At 40.1% G+C, this 21,094-nt stretch carries 13 protein-coding genes; 1 reads left to right on the top strand and 12 read right to left on the bottom strand.

Annotation, left to right across the window (positions count from 1 at the left end):
- Positions 1–12 precede the first annotated feature (12 nt).
- The 3 genes from J1N10_RS06085 to J1N10_RS06075 all read right to left on the bottom strand — a co-directional run bounded on the left by J1N10_RS06085 (position 13) and on the right by J1N10_RS06075 (position 7,417).
- Positions 13–4,197: a cobaltochelatase subunit CobN gene (locus J1N10_RS06085; RefSeq protein ID WP_262325793.1), complete on the bottom strand. Its 4,185-nt coding sequence runs from the start codon at positions 4,195–4,197 to the stop codon at positions 13–15.
- Between the two features lie 196 nt (positions 4,198–4,393).
- Complete coding sequence (locus tag J1N10_RS06080; RefSeq protein WP_262325792.1) at positions 4,394–5,131, bottom strand: HmuY family protein; 738 nt, start codon at positions 5,129–5,131, stop codon at positions 4,394–4,396.
- Between the two features lie 24 nt (positions 5,132–5,155).
- The gene (locus J1N10_RS06075) at positions 5,156–7,417 is read right to left on the bottom strand and encodes a TonB-dependent receptor plug domain-containing protein (RefSeq protein ID WP_262325791.1); all 2,262 of its coding nucleotides are present in this window, start codon (positions 7,415–7,417) and stop codon (positions 5,156–5,158) included.
- Positions 7,418–7,750: 333 nt separating this feature from the next.
- Here J1N10_RS06075 and J1N10_RS06070 point away from each other — a divergent pair, with 333 nt between their 5' ends.
- The gene (locus tag J1N10_RS06070) at positions 7,751–8,632 is read left to right on the top strand and encodes a ChaN family lipoprotein (protein WP_262325790.1); all 882 of its coding nucleotides are present in this window, start codon (positions 7,751–7,753) and stop codon (positions 8,630–8,632) included.
- Positions 8,633–8,773: 141 nt separating this feature from the next.
- On the opposite strand, the gene J1N10_RS06065 is transcribed toward J1N10_RS06070, so the two are convergent.
- From J1N10_RS06065 to J1N10_RS06025, 9 genes are all read right to left on the bottom strand, one after another.
- Complete coding sequence (locus J1N10_RS06065; protein ID WP_262325789.1) at positions 8,774–10,174, bottom strand: alkaline phosphatase; 1,401 nt, start codon at positions 10,172–10,174, stop codon at positions 8,774–8,776.
- 129 nt (positions 10,175–10,303) lie between these two features.
- A complete protein-coding gene (locus J1N10_RS06060; RefSeq protein WP_262325788.1) occupies positions 10,304–10,834 on the bottom strand; it encodes a PepSY-associated TM helix domain-containing protein in 531 nt (176 codons plus the stop codon).
- 76 nt (positions 10,835–10,910) lie between these two features.
- Positions 10,911–11,441 carry an asparagine--tRNA ligase gene (locus J1N10_RS06055; RefSeq protein WP_262325787.1) on the bottom strand — a complete coding sequence of 177 codons (531 nt, stop codon included), beginning with the start codon at positions 11,439–11,441 and terminating at the stop codon, positions 10,911–10,913.
- Between the two features lie 32 nt (positions 11,442–11,473).
- Positions 11,474–12,688 carry a DUF4857 domain-containing protein gene (locus J1N10_RS06050; RefSeq protein WP_262325786.1) on the bottom strand — a complete coding sequence of 405 codons (1,215 nt, stop codon included), beginning with the start codon at positions 12,686–12,688 and terminating at the stop codon, positions 11,474–11,476.
- Between the two features lie 84 nt (positions 12,689–12,772).
- Positions 12,773–13,444, bottom strand: coding sequence for a hypothetical protein (locus tag J1N10_RS06045; protein WP_262325785.1), 672 nt, complete (start codon positions 13,442–13,444; stop codon positions 12,773–12,775).
- Positions 13,445–13,447: 3 nt separating this feature from the next.
- Positions 13,448–14,329 carry an ABC transporter ATP-binding protein gene (locus J1N10_RS06040; RefSeq protein WP_262325784.1) on the bottom strand — a complete coding sequence of 294 codons (882 nt, stop codon included), beginning with the start codon at positions 14,327–14,329 and terminating at the stop codon, positions 13,448–13,450.
- A gap of 8 nt (positions 14,330–14,337) precedes the next feature.
- Positions 14,338–15,849, bottom strand: coding sequence for a DUF6850 family outer membrane beta-barrel protein (locus tag J1N10_RS06035; RefSeq protein WP_262325783.1), 1,512 nt, complete (start codon positions 15,847–15,849; stop codon positions 14,338–14,340).
- A gap of 109 nt (positions 15,850–15,958) precedes the next feature.
- Positions 15,959–17,296, bottom strand: a complete 1,338-nt coding sequence (locus tag J1N10_RS06030) for a DUF4876 domain-containing protein (RefSeq protein ID WP_262325782.1) — start codon at positions 17,294–17,296, stop codon at positions 15,959–15,961.
- Positions 17,297–17,326: 30 nt separating this feature from the next.
- Positions 17,327–20,392, bottom strand: a complete 3,066-nt coding sequence (locus tag J1N10_RS06025; protein WP_262325781.1) for a TonB-dependent receptor — start codon at positions 20,390–20,392, stop codon at positions 17,327–17,329.
- Between the last annotated feature and the right edge of the window lie 702 nt (positions 20,393–21,094).

The following is a 21,094-nucleotide window of genomic DNA, read 5'->3' as shown; positions in this document are numbered from 1 at the left end:
GTGCACTATACTTTACTTCCTTCGTCGTCGAATAAAAAAGATAATGAGAATAATAACTAGCAATGCAATACCACCAACGGTCTTCAAATCGAAGTTCATGGTCAGGTCTGTTTGCTCTTGCGGATTGATTTTTTCATCCTTTTTCAGCACCATATTTTCTTCCGAGGCTTCTTTTTTAGATTCCCGAACAGTATCAATCTCTTTGGAATAAGCCTGCTGTTGCTCAGCCGGTAATTGCTCACTAATAAATGAACGCAACTTGGCATTATCGCATACAAAACCACTACAACCAGCTTCGTGCTGTTCAACCAACCCGGCATGCAATTCACTCATGGCTTTGATTTGTTCGGCAGAGGCCTTCCACATGCCTTTACGAACTGTTTCCAGCATTACGGCAGTCATCTCCTGCAATGCATAAGGATTTTCTCTTTCGAAGAAATCATGCACACCCAGGTTCAGCTTATCTTCAACATACACATCGTACAAATCATTCCACAGGCGCTCTTCCACCACCGACGGTTTCATCACATTCCAGCCAAAGGTATTGCGGAAGGTTTCAGCAAAGCCATCCGCTGAAGAAGCACCCCCTTTCATATGTTCTTTAATGTAGCGCTCGTTAAGCAAGGTGGTACGGCTTTCCACGCCAATAGCTTCTTTCAATCCCTGAATACGAGGATTGGAGGCATTGCGGAAATCATTGAAATACGACTCGGCATCGTTACCGGTTACCTCATGAATGGCCAGGTTCAGCCCCCCCATAAATTCGTACACATGGTCGAGGCTAAGAGCTCCCCAAGTATTGCTCTGACGCGGCTGTACCACTGCTTCGGTATTGAGCAAGGCCGCTTCAAAAACACCCTCGTTAAATTCACCCCATTCCTTTTCATTGCCGTAGAATGCCCCCATATTATTGATGTAGGTTTGCGCCACCGTTGATGTACTATCCCAACGGTCACTGGCTTCGACCATACCCATAATGGAGGCACCATAATTACCATTAACACCACCAAACACACGTTGCGCCGCAAAAGCACGGGCTTGTTTAGGAGAAAAGCCTTTCTCAATCAGGTGTTTCTCAGCATCAGCAATCCCTTTCGATACAAAATTATTTTCTTTACCTGCTTCGGCAGCCATGCTAATGGCCCGGTTTATCACTGCTAAACGTGAAGCTGCCAAATCGCGCAGCTGACCAGAAGTTTGAATCACCACATCAATGCGTGGACGTCCTAGCTCCTCTTCATCCATTAAACGGATATCGTTTACCTTACCACGTGGAGTCCACACAGGTTCCACCCCTAGCAAATACAATATTTGTGCGATAGTGGTTCCCTCCGACTCAATAAAGGCACTCGACCATAGGGTGAAGCTTACCTTTTGCGGATAAGCTCCATGCTTCTTCCGGTAATCAGCCAATAAGTCATCGCCTAGCTTCTTAGCTACATTCCATGCCTCCTTGGTAGGTGTACTTTCTGTATTAACCGAAAACAGGTTACGACCTGTTGGCACTGTCTCCGGGTTAGCTACCGGGTCTCCTCCGGGTGTAGGCGATGTAAAACGACCGTTCAAGGCATTAACAATACCGGCAAACTCCATTTGCGAACTATTGGCCAGTTCATCTTTTTTGCTCAGGATAGATTTTAGCGTTGCCTCCACATTAAACACAGCCATCGCAAATGCTTTCTCTTTAGGGTCACCTACTTCTTTCTTCTGACTAGCACCTGAGTTTCCATCTACTTTGGGCTTTTCGGCTTTCTTTCCATCCTTTTTTACTCCATGTGGATGACTGGCTTCCTTTTTAACACCGTGCGGATGACCACCTCCATGGGCTGAAGCTTTTGTATTGGCTTCGTTCTGCAGCTTCTGCCAGGCCATAGCGCGTTTTAAGTCTGCTTTGGCAATTAATTGCTTATACATAGCATTGGTCTGTCCTGTTTTAAGCACTTGCTTAACGTAAGCTTCACTTGGTGTGATATAATTACTGCGTACCCATTGTCTGTCGCGTAACTGTTCACGAGTAACACGACCCGCCAACACATCCACTTCAGCCAGGTGATAAGCCAGCTCATCGTTGTGCATCATTAAAATGGTTTCATCCAGTTTTTCTGCTGAATACGGCACACCCATGGTATATAATCCACCTGTAATTTTTTCGTGCGACAATTCTTCCACAAAATTCTGAATGCGAATCATCTCCTCTTCCGTATAAGCCTGACCAGGCAAACTATCTAAGTCCAACTCCTTATGCATCCCTTTTTCAACGATGATGTCTTTCACCGATAAAGCGTATTCGGTTTTGAGTGCGCCTTTGGCCTGCGTATACTGATTCAGCTTATTTGACAGAATCTGCATTTTCTGCATGGCATTGGCTTTAATAAAAGGCGGTGTCAGGTAGGTTTGTGTAGACGCATAACTGCGACGTTTGGCAATCATGCCCTCGCCTACGTTAGAGATGGTGTACACATAGCTGTGTGGTGCAGTGCCAATCAAGGGGTCAGTCCAGTCGTAATCCGACAGAGCAATTTGCTTACCGGGCGTAAACTCCAGACTACCATGCGTACCAAAATGCATCACAGCATCCGCCTTAAAGCCTTTCTGAATCCACAGATATGGTGCTATATAGGTGTGTGGTGGCGCCACTTTGGCCCCGTGCACCAATTCAAAGGTGTTATCACCTAAACCAGGCATCTGTTGGGGCAAGAGCACCACATTACCAAATTTTACGCGGGCAACTGCAATGTATTCTTTACCATCCTGGTACACATCCATGTACGAACCGGGCGCTTTGCCATACCGTTCAACAACGTCCTGCATTAGTTCTTCGGGTAATACCTTGGCGGCCCACTGGTTATAATCATCAACAGCTATCAGCTCAGGCTCACCAGTAGCTAAATACTTATCAAAAGCACCTTCAGCATAAGGTCCTAATACCGGCCCTTTAGTCATAATTTCATTCTCAAAAGAGGGATAATCGGATGGCAGATTACCTAAATCGTAGCCTTCTTTTTTCAGGTGTAACAGCATGTTGTGCAACGATGGCAATACCTCCATGTTGGCTGCCGTCAGTGCATTTTTACCAGGCCCTTTAAAATAGACAATGGCCAGTTTTTTATCTTCATTGGACATTACCTGCAGCTTGAGGTAGTTACTCACCATTTGTCCAAACTTCTTCATCCTATTGGGGATGGCTTTAAAAATCAGAAAGCCTTTATCGTCTTCCTCCTGAGCAATACAAGCGTAAGGCACAATACCGCCATCAAACTCGGGCATGGTGACGCTTTGGCTCAAAAGACCTCCCACCATTCCCTGCCGGTCTTTTAACCAATCGTCTTCACGCTGATGCACTGTTATCGGGCACAAGACCGGTACATTCTGCTGTTTTAACCAGACCGCAATTTTCTTTGCTGAGCCTCCCATCGACAAGCGGCCATGCGGCATGTAGATAATCAGATCGGGTTTGATTTCTTTCAGGTAGTTTAAGCGGCCTCGGAATCCTGATACAGGGTACAGATTGACGCCGCGCCCCTGCATTTCTTCTATCAGGCTATTGAGGTGATCGCGGTTGGCGATAAAAGGCCCCGGTATACTTGTGAAAAAGATAACTTTTTTTTGTCCCTCTTTATGAAAACCGTTTTCCTGAGCATAAGTCTCAAAATCGGCCACCTTCTCATAGGCTACATCTTCGTCGATGTGAAATAACACATCGGATGATACCTCCAGGGGTGCGTCTGGCATTTGTACAAAATATGGTTTTTGAGCCACCTCCGTGCGAATGTAGCACAATACATTGGCGTAATTTTTATTACCGCCATTGTCGAGGTAATCTTTAACGGTTGTTTTAACGCTATCTTCCAGATTGGTTAATTCCAAGCCTTTTGTGGTAGATGATTGCAGATAAATACCTGTTCCTTTTTCACCTACACGTTTAATGTACGCTTCCTGTTCTGTTGTTAGTTTAAGCCCCATGCCAAAGATGAGCATCATATCGTACTGCTCCAGCTTTTTTACTTCGTTTTCATCTTCGTAAATATCTACATCGATGAAATAGTTGTCGACCGAACGGGCTATTTTGGTGGCCATAAACTCAGGGTAGTTGATCAGTGCCACTTTAGTAGGTGCCAGCCATTTGCTCCAGGCCGTGTAGCTGATTCCAATGACTACAATGGCCAATAACAGAGCGATGAGGTATTTTTTATTCATTAGTTATCCTTTATTAAACAGTCAATAAGTTGAAGGCAAAAGGCAGAAGTTTGATACTGCAACCCAACACCTCGCTTTTTCTAATCACCTTTAGGATAGTTGTTCATTTATTTGGCAGTCAATTCATAAGCATTATACCCCTGTCCTTATTTGGGAGTAAGAACAGGGATAATCTAATACTGTTTTTATGCGTAATTTATTCAGCTGCTTCAGTTGGTTCCATTAAAGCATATTCACACTCTGCAATGCGGCTTTGGTCAGCACCATTGAAGGTTTGAAAACTAACAAAACGCAGCTTATACACATCACCATTATTCATTTTTAGGATGTAGAATTTATTGCTGTTTACTGTATACAAAGCTGGAGTAACAGATGTATCAACCGTTTTCCAACCATATCCAATAGTAGCAATATCGGAGCTATATTCTAAGTTATAGGTTTCAACATCAGCTAATGTCATATCTGCAAAAGCACTTGATATTGTAGTAATATCCTCACTATCGGTGTAATCATATACACCTACCTCAATACCTTCTTCGGTATTAATTAAAACCCCTGAAGCAGTAACCGTATATAAGCCATAGCCAGGATACTCAACCTGCATTGCAGTATAATGAGTAAATGCAAGGTCCCAGCCTGTTATGTTAGTTGAAATATTATAGTCCTCATGCTCCGGATCGGCCACCATCGAGAAGTCAGTCCATGAATCATCGCCCATCACACCCATATGTACGGCTTCTTCTTCACCCAGCTTCATAAACGTTTGTTGTGTATGATTCCCGTAGTAGGCACTTTCCTCATCGGTATCATACATATAGTCGGCTTCAAAGGTTTTCATACCGTAATCGATTGGTGTAATTTTCTCATCATCATCACAAGATGTAAATCCTAAGCCTAAAGAGGCTACTGCAAAAGCAAATAGTACCTTTTTCATGTCAATTTTATTTTAAATTATTTATTATAGTTTGTTGAATTTATAAATCAGGTTAATAAAGAATGAGCGTCCGTAAGAGATTGGAGTACCACTCCCTCCGGAATGTGCACCTCCAACATAATTCGTACGATTTACCGAGGTGACATCTAATATATTTTTAACACCCAGTGTGGTTTGTAGCTTATTCTTGAAAAAGCTTTTGCTGGCTGAGGCATTCATAATCTGATAGGCTTCTTGTCTGACTTCGGTAATGACATCACCGCTCAACTGAAAATCCTGAATTTCGCCAGTGTATTTATAGTCAATCGCCAAGGTTACACTGGATTTTCGTTCCTTCCATTTAAGCCCGGCAAACAGGTCGTGCGAAAAATTAAATTCATCGTAACCGCTTTCTTCTGAAACGGAGCTCTGACGCCCGGTCAGTCCGTAACCCAGCCTTAACTGTAGATTATTCTTAAAGCCATAGTTAACATCAATATTTGTTCCGGTCGATTGGTATTCTGAGATATTGTAGTACTGCCAGCCATCGCTATCGGCCACACTTGCCAAGGCAATTAAGTTATCAACCGTGTTGTAATAAGCCGCTACATTAAAGCGCCAATTGTGAATATCGTGTTGAAGCTTATAATCAAATGAAGTGTTCACATTATACGATGATTCAGCTTCTAAATCGGAGTTTCCATATATTTCATGGTTACTGTCAATAAACTCGTAAAACAGCTCTTTTAATTCAGGTGCCCTAAAACCACGCGCAAACGATGCCCGCCAGCTCAGGTCACTACGAATGTTCCATTTGGTATTTAATGAATAAACAACTGGTGCATCGTACTTTGTGTTGTAGGCAAAGCGTATACCCGGCTGCACTTCAAATGAAGGCGTAATGGCGAAGTTCATATTCAGAAACAACGCATAATCTCCCAGCTGTTGTTTTTGATCCACAACACGAGGCCCTTCAAACGTTTCTGAGCTGATATCGACACCACTCTGCAAACTTAGTTTGCCTGGTATTAAAGCCGTACTGTATATCGCCCGGGTCATAAACTGACTGGCCTCTTGTGAAATCACCTTTTCGCGCCATGTTTTTTCCAAATCGGTTAAGGACATGGAATAGCCGTCTGACGAGCGCTCGTATAAATTATAACCTGCTACTACGTCAATCGAGCTATTGCCCCATTTATGGGCCAAGTTAGCTGCAAAATCGAGACGATCGGTATAATAATACGAATCACTCACATTGTATTTGGCATCAAGTATATCACTTTGAACAAACAGTTGATCGCTGTAATAGCCTACTTTACCACCAAATGACAAATGATCTGTTTGATATTGGTAGTTGGCATTTCCTCTATATATTTTTTTGGGCCTCCAATCCATTAAGCGCGACGACTCATCATAATCAACACCACTAAAATATTCGTAACCGCCATCCAGGTTAACTGAGCTATTGCCCAAACGCTTTGAAACACTTCCATTACCCGAGTAGCGACCAACACTTTCGACAAACGCATCCACTTGTGCAGACACATCGTGATAGTTGTTCTTTTTGGTGATAATATTAATGGTTCCGGCCAATGCATTGCTACCGTAGATAACTGACATCGGCCCCTCAATGACTTCAATTTGCTTCACATTGGACATGTTTATCTGGCTCAGGTCGATATTCCCATTTAAACGACCAACAACTGGCACCCCATCAATCATCACTTTAACATTAGAACCACTCATGCCCAACATTTCTATCTGGCTGCCAAGCATCATATCACTTTCAATGCGAATATTGGCCTCCGTCAATAATATCTCGGCCAGGTTAACCGAACCAGACTGGCGTATTTTTTCTTCACCAATCACCTTTACTTTATAAATAGAGCTATCCACAGGCGTTGGTTCACTGGTTCCGGTCACCACCACCTGGTTAATATTAAACACATCGGCTTTAACAGGAATAATGGCTCCATCCTCTATTTCATTTAATTGCATATAAGTAGTTACATACCCAATGGATGAAATGGCCACTGTCCCAACCTTTTCGCCACTATATAGCAGTTTAACTTTCCCTTCGGTGTCTGACACCTCATATACTCTACGGCCATCTGCCAATTCAACACAAATATGAGCACCAACTAATGGTTCTTTATCTGCCGGATCAATTAATTGAATAAGACATTGGTTTGTCAGAGGATTGGGATCAACATCAGCCTGTGCAAATACAACACTTGTGACTGAAAAGAATATTAATACCCAATAGGCTCGGCTCTTAAAAGACATGGTATCCAAAATTGTTTTCATGTGAGGTCTCAAATAAGTAAATTGTCTGATATATTCAGCTTTGTTGGATACTGCAAAATTATGCTCACTCCACGCGCTCAACAATCCCAATTTATTGGTAAATAATAGCTTTTAAGTTGGCGTATTAACAACTGAAACAATTCACAATTCCTATTATAATAACGCCTTAGTGTTATTCATCCCTAAAACTAAGTACTAAGAAATAGGGATACCTATTCCATGGTAATAGATACCTTTACTAACGCAAAACATGGGTGGCACTAGAATTAAACATTTATAACCTATTCGTGTTAGTTAACATGGGAAATATCAATCACATAAATAAAAAACACAATGAAAACTAAACTTTCATTTACACTCTTAATTGGCCTATTGGCTTTAACAGGTTTTAAACCGGATAAACCAGCCTATAAGCTATTTAACGCAGAAGGTAAGGAGGTCAAATATCAGAAGATGATTAGTGATTTGTCCGGAACAGAGATTGTGCTGTTTGGCGAATATCACAATAATCCCATCGCGCACTGGTTGGAGCTGGAGGTTACCAAATCATTATATACCGAAAAAGAAGGGCAAATCGTTATGGGTGCCGAAATGTTTGAAGCCGATAATCAGTTGATATTAGATGAATATTTGATCGGCCTTATATCTGTCGAAAAATTTGAGGCAGAATGCCGACTTTGGAGCAATTACGACACCGATTATGAACCATTAATCCGCTTCGCGAAAGATTCGGCAGTTCATTTTGTGGCCAGCAATATACCAAGGCGTTATGCTGCTGTAGCCAATAAAAAAGGCGTTGATAAGCTTAATGAACTGAGTAATGAAGCTAAACGCTTTATAGCGCCGCTCCCTATTGAATTTGATGCTGATTCGGTATTGATTGCCAAAATGGGTGGTATGATGATGGGTAAAAGTCCCCTGCCGATTGCCAAAGCTCAAGCTTCTAAAGATGCAACAATGGCTTATTTCATCACACAAAATTTAAAAGATGGAAAGCTGTTTATCCATTATAATGGTAGTTTCCACTCCGACGATGATGGAGGCATCCGGAAATATTTACAATTATACCAACCGGGTGTGGAAGTTAAAACCATAACAACGGTTTCGCAGGATAACATTGATAAACTGGACGAAAGCTACCTGAATAAAGCCGACTATATTATTTGTGTGCCATCAGATATGACGAAAACCTATGTGGGGATGAGAAAGCGATAAGGCCAACTGGAAAACCCATTAATACCAGGATGCATCCTGTCGATTTGACGATTCTATCAATATAAATGACGCTTCCTGAGGATATCAGAAAACTAAACAACCGAGGTACAAAAGCCTCGGTTGTCTTTTTTAATAAGGTTATTATTTCAATACACCAGCCGCCTTCAGCATATAGTTGTGTAACTCGTAATTCTTGACCAGTGGCGGCAAAGCCTCTGTTTCGACACCAAACATTGACAGTGTCACAAAATCAGCCGAATGATTCATGCCTGCCCAATACACTGAGATATACTCTTCCTGTATTTGCGCCAATTGACGAAATGGTAAGTTATATGCATTATACAACCCATTATTATCAAATGAAACGTAGGCCTTCAACAGCGTTTTTGCTTCTTCTTCTGTTATGGCATAACCTTGCGCATAATTAATTCGCTCTATAACATTGGCCGGTGTATCACTTGGCTTAATACTATTCAATATCCACTCATTGGTATGTTTAAAAGTCTGGATTAAATTAAATTTCTGATCGACCTTTTTACTTTTTATTAAGCCCGGATTTGCATTACCATGGTCAGTGGTGATTATAACAAGGGTATCATTCCGTTTTTCAGCGAAACGAACGGCCACTTCCACCGCTTTGTCAAAGGCCATCTGGTCGTATAGTAAAGCACCTGTATCGTTGGCATGGGCAGCCCAATCTACTTTTCCACCTTCAACCTGTAAAACAAAGCCGTCTTGGTTATCTTTCATTAAATTAATGGCTGTGTCTGTCATTTCGGCCAATGCAGGTATATTCTCTGTCAGCTCCTTATCAGAATGTTGGTCGAGTGAAAAAGGCAAGCCTGATTCTGAGAATACTCCAAGCACTGGCTGACCGGCTTCCAGCAACTCCATCTCCTTTTTGTTGCGAACCACACTAAAACCCGCCGCTTTAAAGTCCGGGAATATATCTTTCTTATCACTTCGCTTTGTCCCGTCAAAATATTCCTGACCTCCGCCCATCATCACATCAAAACGAAGTTCAAGATATTTATCGGCTATCTTGTCTTGTAATCCACGGTTCTTCATGTTGACACTAAAACCCGCCGGTGTGGCATGGGTAATCGGCACAGTTGTAACACACCCCACTTTTTTGCCAGCGGCTTTAAACTTTTGCAAAATAGGCTGATGCTCAACACCATTGGGTCCCATGTTCAGGGCTCCGTTCTTCACACGAACGCCTCCTCCCCATGCCGAGGCTGCTGCTGCCGAGTCGGTTACCAGCGAATCAGCAGATGCTGTATCCATCAAGGCATGACACACTTTATTTTCACGATAGAGACTCATCCATCGACTTTCCTGTCCATATTTACGTTGCATCAGCAAATCGGTCATGGTAGGGGTGCCAATACTCATTCCATCACTTACTAAAAAGATGATGTTTTTCGCTTTACCTCTGAATAACTGTTTATTCTTTTCAATTGTTGAAATTGTATTGGCACTGGCAAAAGTTCCGCCAATGGCTGCCAACAGGCCAGTGTTTATAAAATCTCTGCGTTTCATAAGTTAAATTTTGAGGTCCAAGTTTACAAATTATAGGCCAACTAATGCGAAGCTGACGTTAATAAGTGATTAAATAATGAGATGAAAATTCAAGAGCCCTATATTAACTCTGCCAACTAGCACACAAACCTATGAAAAATAGAAAATAATAACAGGCACTAAAAAACCAGCCAACAGAATCCATTTTCCTCGGCCTTTAATACTTTTCTTTCCTTTCGACAAAAACAGACCTGAGACGGCAAAGAAAATGAGCGACACCGCAAAAAAATCTGCCATGTATTTCCAACCTTTTACTGTATTGTAATGTAGTCGATGCACAAAATCAATAATGGCATTACGTTGATAGGTTTCATACGTCAATTGACCACTAGATGGCTGATAGCTACCTACTCCACCATCGACAAACAGTTGATAATCGTTCGACCGAACAATTATATTCTTCAAGCTTAAATCGGCATGGTTCTTCTTCCAATAGCTGGCTAATTCATCCTTATCCAGTCCCTGGTTTATAACAATTTGATGGTGGGTAGTTGAATAGGCCGTCATCTTATGATTCAACAACACTCCTGAAACACCATAGATTAAGATGATGCCAACAAAAAAATAGCCCAGGTCGCGATGTATATACCTGAGCCATTTACGTAATTTCTTTTTATCCATGTTTATTTTTAGAAACAAGATTCAAGCATACGATACAGGTGAGTAAATCAGCTACTGTAGCTTATGCTAGTGTACATTAGTTAAGAATGGAATAGTCTGTCCCGTTTACAAAGTAAATCGGGTAGTAATCCTTACCATTCTTTTTCATCCATTCGCGCATTTCATTAATATTATCCATTTCGGCACTGCAATGCTCACCTCCTTCTTCAACATCTTCGTGTTTGTGCGCTGCTTCCACTTTAGCCTGCCACTCGTCAAGGTATTGTTCATCCAGCTTTTTCACCTTCATAACACCTACAACCCGCAACTGACTACCGGTCAATTCTTTGTTGAAACCGTTGATTTGTCCGCCTGCTTCAACGCGAATTGAAACACTTCCGTCTTCTGACTTAAGAAAACAACGACGGCCCGAGTGCTTGCAAACGTGGCTCACCCATCCTTTAAATACCACTTCTTTGTCAATGCTGTTTTCAGCTTTGTCGAGCACTTGTGCCACATCAATCACTTCCGTTTTTTGCACTGTTACATTTTCAGAACTACTGCTCTTCTTTTGTCCACAGGCTACTAATAAAAGTATGGACATCATTAATACGATACTATTTTTCATATCTATCTATAATTTGAGTTAATTTTTTTATGCTATTCTTTAAAAATCAAACACGGTATAAATCCGAATATTCCGCTGATGCCAATCCAAACGATCTCAAACAATTGCATTGGTTTATTCTTTCTTTTGCCAATAAAAACAAAAATGGCTACCAGTATCAGATTGGTTAGCAAAACCCACCATGTAGCAAACCGGACAGATGGCTTGATATAATCGGTATTGCCCGATGTAAACCTCAGCTCTACTGGTAATATATTGGCTAAAGCAAAATCATATTCCTCAGGAGTAAGAAGCGACAAGCTATCCACCACTTCCTTGGTGTCTGCATTCAGTGCATAGCACTCTTTACCTCGGCTTGAAAGCACATTGACATTCCAATACATGGGATTGGCCATTATCATTAAACGTCCCTTATCGCGATTAAAACCTGGTGTAGGAATGGTTTCAATGCGGTAGTTATCCGAGGTCATCAGATACACATTGTTTTCGTCATCAAACACAAAGGCATAATAGCTTCGATCATCGGGTTCCTGTGTAGAGATATAAACAGGGTTGATGGTCGCAGGAAAGTTGGTATTCTTTAAAAAGGCTTTCCCATTCACCATCTTCAGGTGAAATATCTGCCCATCATTGTCAATGATGAAATAGCCTTCATCATAGGGTTTACGAGTACTTGGGTTACCATAGGCTGCACGCGCCGGGAATTGAAAGTCACTGGTTTCGAAGGCGCGCATAAAACGTTCTGACTTTTCTTTGTCCACCCCATTGGTTTCCGGATTAATAAATTCAATCTTATTCTTAAGACGAAAAACATCACCTGGCATTTCAAGCCTTACACGGCCCGAGAAAGATTCAAAAAGGGTATAAATTGGAATCGATGGCGTGTTTTTATCCTTGGCATTATAACGATAAAAAAAGGTTTTTGAATTCACCTCTTTCAAAGTGATAGTTCTTCCGTTTATTGAATCAGGAAGGCGGCCATCTGACAAAAGCTGTCGGTAATAAAAGAATGGCAAGATACTATCGAACTCAGCCTCTGAATATCTTTGATTGGTTTTAACATTGTAGCGAATCAATCGTTCTTCCTGTTCATCAAAATCAATGGAGCAAAAAGCCTCTTCCACCGACGAGTAATAAGTAAAAGCATTGCTTCCGGAGCTATCGCTTAGTAAGTGATAGAAACTGGGAAGTAGCCAAGCCAGGATGATACTGGCCAAAATGATGATTGTATATCTGATTGGTTTCATTTTCTATTAATTATGATTATCTGACTTTGTGCCGATTAGTATTAACTTTCTATTCGTCTTTAATCTTACATCCTGTATCAATTGCTAATCTTGTGTGCCTTCCTTAAAACGTTGGACTGATAAAAAGCCGAAAGGAAAAACTGCTATTAAAGTGACTAGCAAAATGTAAAGCACCGGCTGATAAGCAGATGGCACATCTGACAGAAAAAACAAATAAACAATGGCAATGCCAAGCAAACCATTAAAAGCGCGCCGTTTCCAAACCGGCTCAAGACAGACCATTGCCACAAATAAATAAGTTATAATACCGGCCATGTACCAGGGTGCAATCGTTTTTAAAGTACTAGAGGTAAACTCATAAGGAAAATTAATGGTTGAAAAGACCAATAATCCCACCAATTGTAACAGGTAAATACCTAACAATATGCCCAAACCATAACCATACATTAACAGTATCACCTTCCGCTCGGGCAAAGGCAGATGCAGACTTAACTTTATACGTTTTTGAATAACCTCGGGAAAGTACTGTGCCATACCCAGACAAAGCGCTGCCGCTATTGGGAAATATTTTAAACTGCGAAACAAGAACTGTTTCCGGTTAACAACGACATCCCACAAGTGCTCCATACCAACCATACGAAACGAACGCCCCATCTTCAGCATAATGTAGCCAAGCAGAATAATACCCACAGCAGCAATACCCAGTGTGAATAAACGTGTTTTTTTCCATTCTTTATATAATAGTGCTTTTTCCATTGTCTAGTATTTTCCGGTTAATCCAATAAAAGCTTCTTCAAGGCTGAGGCTTTCTTCTTTAATATCAGTTGGGTTAAATCCAGTGTAAGTCAGGATGCGAGCCAACTCATCCTTCTTTTCAAACGAGTAGAATTCCGTATTGCCTTTGATGGTCACCGGATGAATCACTTGCTTTATATCCTCAAAGATTTGTCCGTTACCACTAAAACGGAAACGTTTAAATGATTGCAACAATTCGGCAACTGGTTTCTGAAACAGAATACTTCCATAATCCATAATCATGCAATCATCAATCAATCGTTCCATATCCTGAATAATGTGTGAAGTCACAAATACCGTTTTGCCTTCGGCACGCGCGTATTCGCTTAGGTAATCAACAAATAACACACGGTAGCCCGGGTCGAGTCCCATGGAGAAATCATCCAAAATCAGAAGCTCTGGATCCTGCGCCAAAATCAGCCCCAGCGCCACCTGCGACTTCTGTCCGCACGACATTTGCGATAGCTTCTGTTTCGGGTCTATCTTCAATAGCTTCATCAATTCCCAGTAAGCTTCTTTTTTCCATTGAGGATAAAAAGCCGAATAGTACTTTTCAATCTCGTGGATATTCATAAACGGATACTGCACATGCCCTTCAATCAGCAAACCTACTTTTTGCTTGGTTTCAGGTGACAGGTTCGATGAGTTTTCACCAAACATCAGGCACTCACCACTTCGCGGTTTCAGGTAGCCATTAAGAATATTAATGGTTGTGGTTTTACCGGTTCCGTTTTTCCCCAATAAACCAAGAATACGGCCTTTGGGTATTTCAAAATTTAAGTTCTCATAGATACAGCGCTTGCCATAATAATGAGTAAGGTTTTTACATTGTACGATTGGTTGCATAATTGTTTTTAAAATGATAAACCTGCCGAAACCGACAAACTAATAAAATCACCTTCTAGATATTCCAGATTAAATGGCTTAAGGCAAGAGCCTTTAAGCTGTAAATAAATGTCCATGTTTTTGCTGTAGATATAATCAGCACGCATTGTCGCTGATGTTGTCAATTGCCGGGCTGTTAAATATTCTTTTTCCTTATAAAGTATATGATCCAAGTTGTCAGGCTGTTCGGTACTACCCGAAAATGGAATATAACTCCCATCTATAGGTTCTCCACCTCTTCCTTCTTTATAACCTGAAGAACAGCCAATTGTAAAGGCAGTTTTTTTATTAATAATTGTTTTTGAGATAGAAAAATTAATTTCTGACCATGTAATATTTTGTTTTCTGTAGTAAGGGTAATAAGATGACTGACGTTGTATATTACTATAGCTATAAGCTACTTGCAGTTGCCAGGGCGCTTTAAAATAGTTATCACCCCATAATAAATTATATCTAATCCTGGTGTCATAATGTTGTCTTTTTAGGCTTTCCTTTTCGCCTATATATGTTACTAGCTGCAGCCCTCCATCGCTTGTTGATTCCTTGAAAATCTGTTCGTTATTATTAAGGTCGTAGTAGCTGGCAGCTCCTGAAATGATATGGCTTGTTGTGTTATTAAGAAAATTGAATTGTGTCGTCAATAAATAATTTGTTTTCGTATGTCGGAAGTATACAATGCCATTGTCGCCATCGTTTCCGAATTGTCCTTTCCCAGTTTGGCATGCCAGCTCAATAAACCAAGTAGAGTTTTTATCAAAGTGATAACTATTTTGTATGGCTAAACCATGTGTTATATCCACCCAGGGTTTATGGCTATCAGTTTTTAAAAGTCCCTGTTCGTCATATACGTGAAAAACTCCCATAAATGTGCCACGATCAACCAAGGCATAATGATCGATATTAGCTTCTCCTTCCTGAAATATTTCCAGGTTTTCAATATAACGCAAGTATTTATAGGAAATGCCTAATTTAATCTTATCAGATAGTTGGTAGATTAAGCCACTGCTTAATTTTAAATCTAAAATATCATTTGCATTACGCATATCTTTTAACTTGGCAAAGCTGATAGTTTGGTAGTCTACCTTTGTCCCAAGTGATAACCTTGAACTTACCAGATAGCTAATGGCTCCTTTTAAATGATATTGTTCTATTTGTCGTTCTCCCTTGGCTTCTTCATCTCTTTCAATAAAATTAAAAGGCATCCGGTACGGATAAAGAAAAGATGTGCCTGAGCTGTTATCTCCTTTATAATAAGCATAGGAGGCATAGCCATGCACCACTGTTTTATTATTTAAACGATTGTAGGATTGGGTAGAAAGCCCGGCATTGTAATATTGATCAGGAGAATAGTAATTTACAAAATCTCCTTTACCATAGTTATAATAAGAATTAACGTTTAACAAGATACTGTCTGTCACAATGCCCAATAAAGAAGGGTTCGTACTTTGTAATTCACTATTTAACTGTGTGAACCGTTCCATGTACATTGTTTTCTCCTGCGCAAAAAGTAGGCTATCCCATGCCAGCAGGCATAGGATAGCGATACTATATGTGTTAATTTTTAGAGACATATGATACCGGATATAGGTATTAGTTTCTTAATGATGACTTCTGACGAAGGTGGAAATCATTAGAGGAGTTATTAGTGTCCATAAAAATAATTGTTGCTCCATTGGCCATTGAAGCCTCTGCATCAATACCTGAAGGATCGGTAGTACCATGTTTGGTTTCTACATCCACAGTACCCAACGAATAGTTGTATACCAGCTTGTCGCTGTTACCTTCGATAGCTTCGGTTGCCTCCTGGTCTACATTACGATATAATGTGTAACCTTTTCCTGTTTCAAGGTAGATGTGACCGGCATCAATTTTAGGATTTAGGCGCTTTTTGTTCTTGCTTTCATAACCTGCACGGAATGCTTCGATAGCATCAACCGTCCACTCTGCTGGTACCTTCTTACGGGGGAACATATCGTTACCCTTCCAATAATCGTCACCTGTTCTGTCGCTGCCATAAGCAAATGGATCATCGGCATAAAATAAAAATAAAGCAGGTGAGCTTTTGCTGACAACAGCTGCCGTTCCAGGACCATATTTAACAGCATTTAAATAATGTGAAGGGTCAATGTTAGCCGAAGGTGCAGGGTAAGTTAAAGCGTGTGTGTATACATCAATATCGTAGCATACATAGTATTCACTTTTTGATAAGTCAACACTCTGACTGTGTGTTTGTGTATGGTCGATACCACCCGAAATGGCTAATACCAATTCTTTTCCTGGCTCAAGTATGGTTTGATGTGGGAAGAAGAAATACCCATAAGCAGCAGGTGTCCAGTCTTCTTTAAACCAATATGCATCATCATCGCCATCGTTAATCTCTGAACTCATGCTGTTTGAGTTTGTCGACATAGAACCTAGGCAAAGATTTTGTAAGTCAACATTCTCCATTGAGTTGTTATAAACAACAATGTAATTTCCGTAGCTGTACGTATCAGTTCCATCATCGGTTGGACATCCGCCGTAGTAAATTTCTTTAATAATCAGCTGGCTTTTGGTGCTAGCTTCCATTTCAAGTGTAATAACTGATGTTTCGTCCCATTCAGCAGTAATTACTTTGCTCATCAAGGCATTGTAAGCAGTTAGTTTTCCATTGCTGGCTCTGGTCTCTGTAGAGCTAAACTCATAAGACCCAACTGGCAGTTGATAGCTTACCGAACCCGTATCATCGGTTTTTAATTCGTATACAATAGCTCCATCAGTAGCTCTGGCTTTAACACTCACTCCTGCTTTAAGTTCTACCCCATCAGGGTAGCTAAGTGTTATTTTCACATCATTAATAACAGGTGTTTCATCATCGTTATCACAAGCATATCCTGCAAACAAAATTGCCATAATGGCAAGAATGTTTAAAAACCTCATCTTTTTCATTTCTATTTATTTATTAATTATTTGTTTGATTTAAATTTTAATATTTAGGCCAATTCCATAGGATAACTCTGGTATATAGGAGCTATTTAACAGACTCACTTCTGTATTAGTCTGTTTGTCTTTAATTTTAGCCATGTTGTTTAGAAAATTACGCGCGTAAAAACTGAGTCTGAAACGCTTACCGATTTCTTTGGATATATTAATGTTAGCGGAGAGATAGGCACTTAGTGCATCTTCTAGAAACAGGTAATCAAAGTTTCTGGTTTCTACCAGTTTGCTTAAATCGTTGTAGAGTGTTCTGTCATTCTCATAGGCCCAGTAAAACGTTTCACGGAAAGAAATTTTTGTTTCCATATCATCAAAGGTGGTATAGTACAAGGGATATGTACCAACAAAATTCTTTCCTTCATAAATACTGCCTCTGTCAGGCTTGGGGATATAACCTTCTTTAATATCCAACTCAAAACTGCGTTCTCCACCCGGCATCTCCGACAATAGTTGTTTTGAGTTGATTAAGCAGGCTTCAACCTTAAGTGTTACAACTAGTTTTAATCTCGGGATGTGCGTAATAAAGTTGGCATTTGCTCGTAAACGTTTTGTTTTATATCCATTAGCTACTCCGCTACCTCCATAATAGTAACCAATATATTGATAGTGGCTTCCATCACTCATCAAGTGGTTATCGCCTAATGAAACTGCTTCAATTTTATGGTTGAGGTGTTTATAGTAGTAATAAGTACCGTCGAGGCGAACTGAAGTATAAAGCGGTTTAATTTTTCCAAAGTCGAGCACCCACTCCAATCCATAGCGCTTAACTGGTGAAGCATTATCGCCATAGCTTACCGACTTAAACGAACGTTTTTCTTTTTTGTCCAATTCTTCATTAGGTAATGTTCCCGTATTATCTATTACAGTTACAGCACCTTGCTGATCAATGGAATAACTTCGATGTTCAACAGGAATGGCAACATCAGCCAATTGATGCGGTGTAGTTAGGTAGTAGGTAAATGGAATGAATTGATTTGATTCGGTATAGCTATTTTTAGTTACAGTATTAAAGTAACATAATGAAAACCGTATGTTACGGTATTGTCCTTGTATTCCAATTTCATATTTGCGCGACTTTTGCCATTTGAGATCATCATTTTTAGCAACTTCACCAGGTTGTATGTAATAAGCATAATAAGTCGATCCATCGGCTAAGGAACCAGGAACAAAGGCCAGTTTTTGAGAGTATGAAGGCCTAATATAAAGCATATTGAGCGAAGGAAGTTTTACACTTTGCCCCCATCCGCCATGAATACTTAGTTTCTTAAAGCCTCTATTCCTTGGCTTATTAATGAATGAATACCTGGCATTAAAGCGAGGCGACAATGCATTGACATTATCATATAGAGAATTCTTAATTAGTGTGTAATCATTACGTAGCCCAGCTGTGAGATGTATCTGTTGCTTATTGTTAGAGGTGTATTTAAAACTCTCTTCAACAAACAAGGCTACATTATGCAAATAAGGTTCATTCTTGTACTGGTATTCGCGCCAGGTAGGCGTATAGAGTTTATTGCCATAATATACTCCCTTGCCCTCATTGCCTGAAGCACTGTAGTTACCACCAATTTTAAACTGGCTGCTTATGCTTTTCCTTTTATGGTTTTTCTGTATTTTTAATCTGACGTCATAATTAACCGGCTTGCTATCTACATACGTTGTTTGATACCAATGCCCACGATCAATCAATTGCAAAGGTGAAAACTCTTGTCCTTCAACATATGGCTCGCCAACAAAATAACCTTCCTCGGTACCATGGAAAGCAGCACCTCCACTTGAGGAGCTCTCTTTATCGTATTCCTCCGATTGATTATCATTGTAATTGATATTGGCCATCAGATTAAGTTCCGATATCAAGTGCAAATTGGGATTCCAGTTGAAGTCAATACCTCCCCTTAGATTAAAGGCCTTGTACTTTTTGTAAGTGTCTTTAAAGTTATCTGGATCTTCTTTATCATTTCTTCCACCAATATTGCCTGCAATTGTAGAGTTTATAATTAGTGGCTTATGTTTATTTGCTCCAAAAACTTTTTTATGCCGAAATGTAAAAGCATTTCGCTCATAAGAATTGTATGGCGAAACAATATTGCTAACAGAATTGGTATAATTGTAACTCACATTCAGCAAACCACCATTATTACCAATTTTAAGTCCTTTTGAAAGAGCTACTTCTTTTTGGTATGGGTTCGTGCGTAATTTAATAGACAATGGCTCAACTCCTTGTTTGGTTGTTATCTTCACTAAACCAGAAGTTAAATCACCATGTTCAACCGATGGGATACCTGCCATTATATCTACCTTGGCAATATTATCAGGAGATATAATCCGTGTATCTACACCTTTTTCTGTCCCTATTTCGCTTACAATAGCTCCATTGCTTGACATTCTAATGCCATCTATTTCTAGGGCCGTACCAAAGCTTGGTCTGTCTTCTTCACCCTGTTCACTTCTAATGGCAATTCGCCCTGATGCTTGAATAAGATTGTTGCTTCGGGTTTGTCCTCCTGGCAGTAGAGATGTTAATTCGGCAATGTTGCTTATTTGGGCATGCTCAATGGCTTCATTCTCTATCGTATATGATGTAGTCAGATCATCATCGATTTGTATAGGCGTTACGGTTACTTCATTTAATCCCAACGATAATACCTCCATTTCAAAATGATGAACAAACGAATCATTGTTAACCCATATTTCTTGTTCAATGGTTTTATAGCCCAAACAAGTTACAGCTATATTATATATTCCCGGGCGAAGATGCTTTACAGAATATTGCCCCTGTGCATTGGTAACATCCCATTTGTTAAGGTCTTTTAAAACAACCGTAGCCAGCTCAATTGCTTTGCCCGAATGCCTTTCTATGATAGTGCCCTTTAATTCTAAAATTGAAGAGGTTTGTTGCCCAATTGCATTTATCGAGGAATCAATCTCACAAATATAAACAGCCGCCCTGCTTGCATGATCAAGCAAGTAGCCTTTAGTACTATTGTGCGAATACGATATTTGCACAAGCATAAAAAGTATTACACTTGTGAGCCCCTTTCTTCTCATTCGGATGTCGATTAGTAAGCGCAAAATTAGTCGTAGCAGGTATGAGCATCAATCGTTATTTGTTATGAAAAACAACCCAACCTAAGCAAAGGAGGTAATTTGTAGAACAAACCCATTAAGACTTGTACCACTGAGCAATAACGACTTGATTAGAAAGTTTGAGCAGCGAATCACTAATATTGATTAATCACTATTTATGAGTATGAGCTATTTTTCTAGTGACAAAAAAGAATTTTCTTTTCTATAAGACACTTGTTTTATCACATTTCTTCCTTAGCACACTTAAACCTCAACAATATATATCTAGTAATTGATCAGATAAAGGTTGTTTTGTAATTGGTAACCAATCTGGAGTGCAGCTTATCTTTCGGCACCTTCATTTTTAAGTCATAAACTAAACCTAATAAAGTTGACAAAGTGAACTATTTTACCATTTTCAATGATAGCTCTTCAGATAAGGTATACAATTCGTTTAACACTGTTAACGCACTTGTGTCGCAAACAGAGGTTGAGTTTTATGTCATTTGTTACATAAGATTACTGAGGCGTACCTTATAGGGTACCTCAGAATACTTTCGTTAGGTTACCCAATGTGTAACATGAGACTATTATTGAAGGCTATCTGCAGTTCTAAATTCAGGGCGGGTTTTAAATATCTTTTATTAACTCTTTAGTACTCAATTTACCATCACATTGCCATAT

It is taken from the genome of Carboxylicivirga litoralis, assembly GCF_025499605.1.
In the GTDB taxonomy this organism is placed as follows: Bacteria; Bacteroidota; Bacteroidia; order Bacteroidales; family Marinilabiliaceae; genus Carboxylicivirga; species Carboxylicivirga litoralis.
The sequence above is the reverse complement of the archived record's forward strand: the minus strand, read 5'-3'. Positions and strand labels throughout refer to the sequence as shown.

What these genes read in the sequence shown, in the direction of transcription:
- J1N10_RS06080 (WP_262325792.1), bottom strand. Translation starts at nt 5,131, where the DNA reads ATGAAAAAGGTACTATTTGCTTTTGCAGTAGCCTCTTTAGGCTTAGGA.
- J1N10_RS06040 (WP_262325784.1), bottom strand. Translation starts at nt 14,329, where the DNA reads ATGCAACCAATCGTACAATGTAAAAACCTTACTCATTATTATGGCAAG.
- J1N10_RS06030 (WP_262325782.1), bottom strand. Translation starts at nt 17,296, where the DNA reads ATGAAAAAGATGAGGTTTTTAAACATTCTTGCCATTATGGCAATTTTG.
- J1N10_RS06025 (WP_262325781.1), bottom strand. Translation starts at nt 20,392, where the DNA reads ATGAGAAGAAAGGGGCTCACAAGTGTAATACTTTTTATGCTTGTGCAA.
- J1N10_RS06055 (WP_262325787.1), bottom strand. Translation starts at nt 11,441, where the DNA reads ATGAAAAATAGTATCGTATTAATGATGTCCATACTTTTATTAGTAGCC.
- J1N10_RS06045 (WP_262325785.1), bottom strand. Translation starts at nt 13,444, where the DNA reads ATGGAAAAAGCACTATTATATAAAGAATGGAAAAAAACACGTTTATTC.
- J1N10_RS06085 (WP_262325793.1), bottom strand. Translation starts at nt 4,197, where the DNA reads ATGAATAAAAAATACCTCATCGCTCTGTTATTGGCCATTGTAGTCATT.
- J1N10_RS06065 (WP_262325789.1), bottom strand. Translation starts at nt 10,174, where the DNA reads ATGAAACGCAGAGATTTTATAAACACTGGCCTGTTGGCAGCCATTGGC.
- J1N10_RS06075 (WP_262325791.1), bottom strand. Translation starts at nt 7,417, where the DNA reads ATGAAAACAATTTTGGATACCATGTCTTTTAAGAGCCGAGCCTATTGG.
- J1N10_RS06050 (WP_262325786.1), bottom strand. Translation starts at nt 12,688, where the DNA reads ATGAAACCAATCAGATATACAATCATCATTTTGGCCAGTATCATCCTG.
- J1N10_RS06070 (WP_262325790.1), top strand. Translation starts at nt 7,751, where the DNA reads ATGAAAACTAAACTTTCATTTACACTCTTAATTGGCCTATTGGCTTTA.
- J1N10_RS06060 (WP_262325788.1), bottom strand. Translation starts at nt 10,834, where the DNA reads ATGGATAAAAAGAAATTACGTAAATGGCTCAGGTATATACATCGCGAC.
- J1N10_RS06035 (WP_262325783.1), bottom strand. Translation starts at nt 15,849, where the DNA reads ATGGAACGGTTCACACAGTTAAATAGTGAATTACAAAGTACGAACCCT.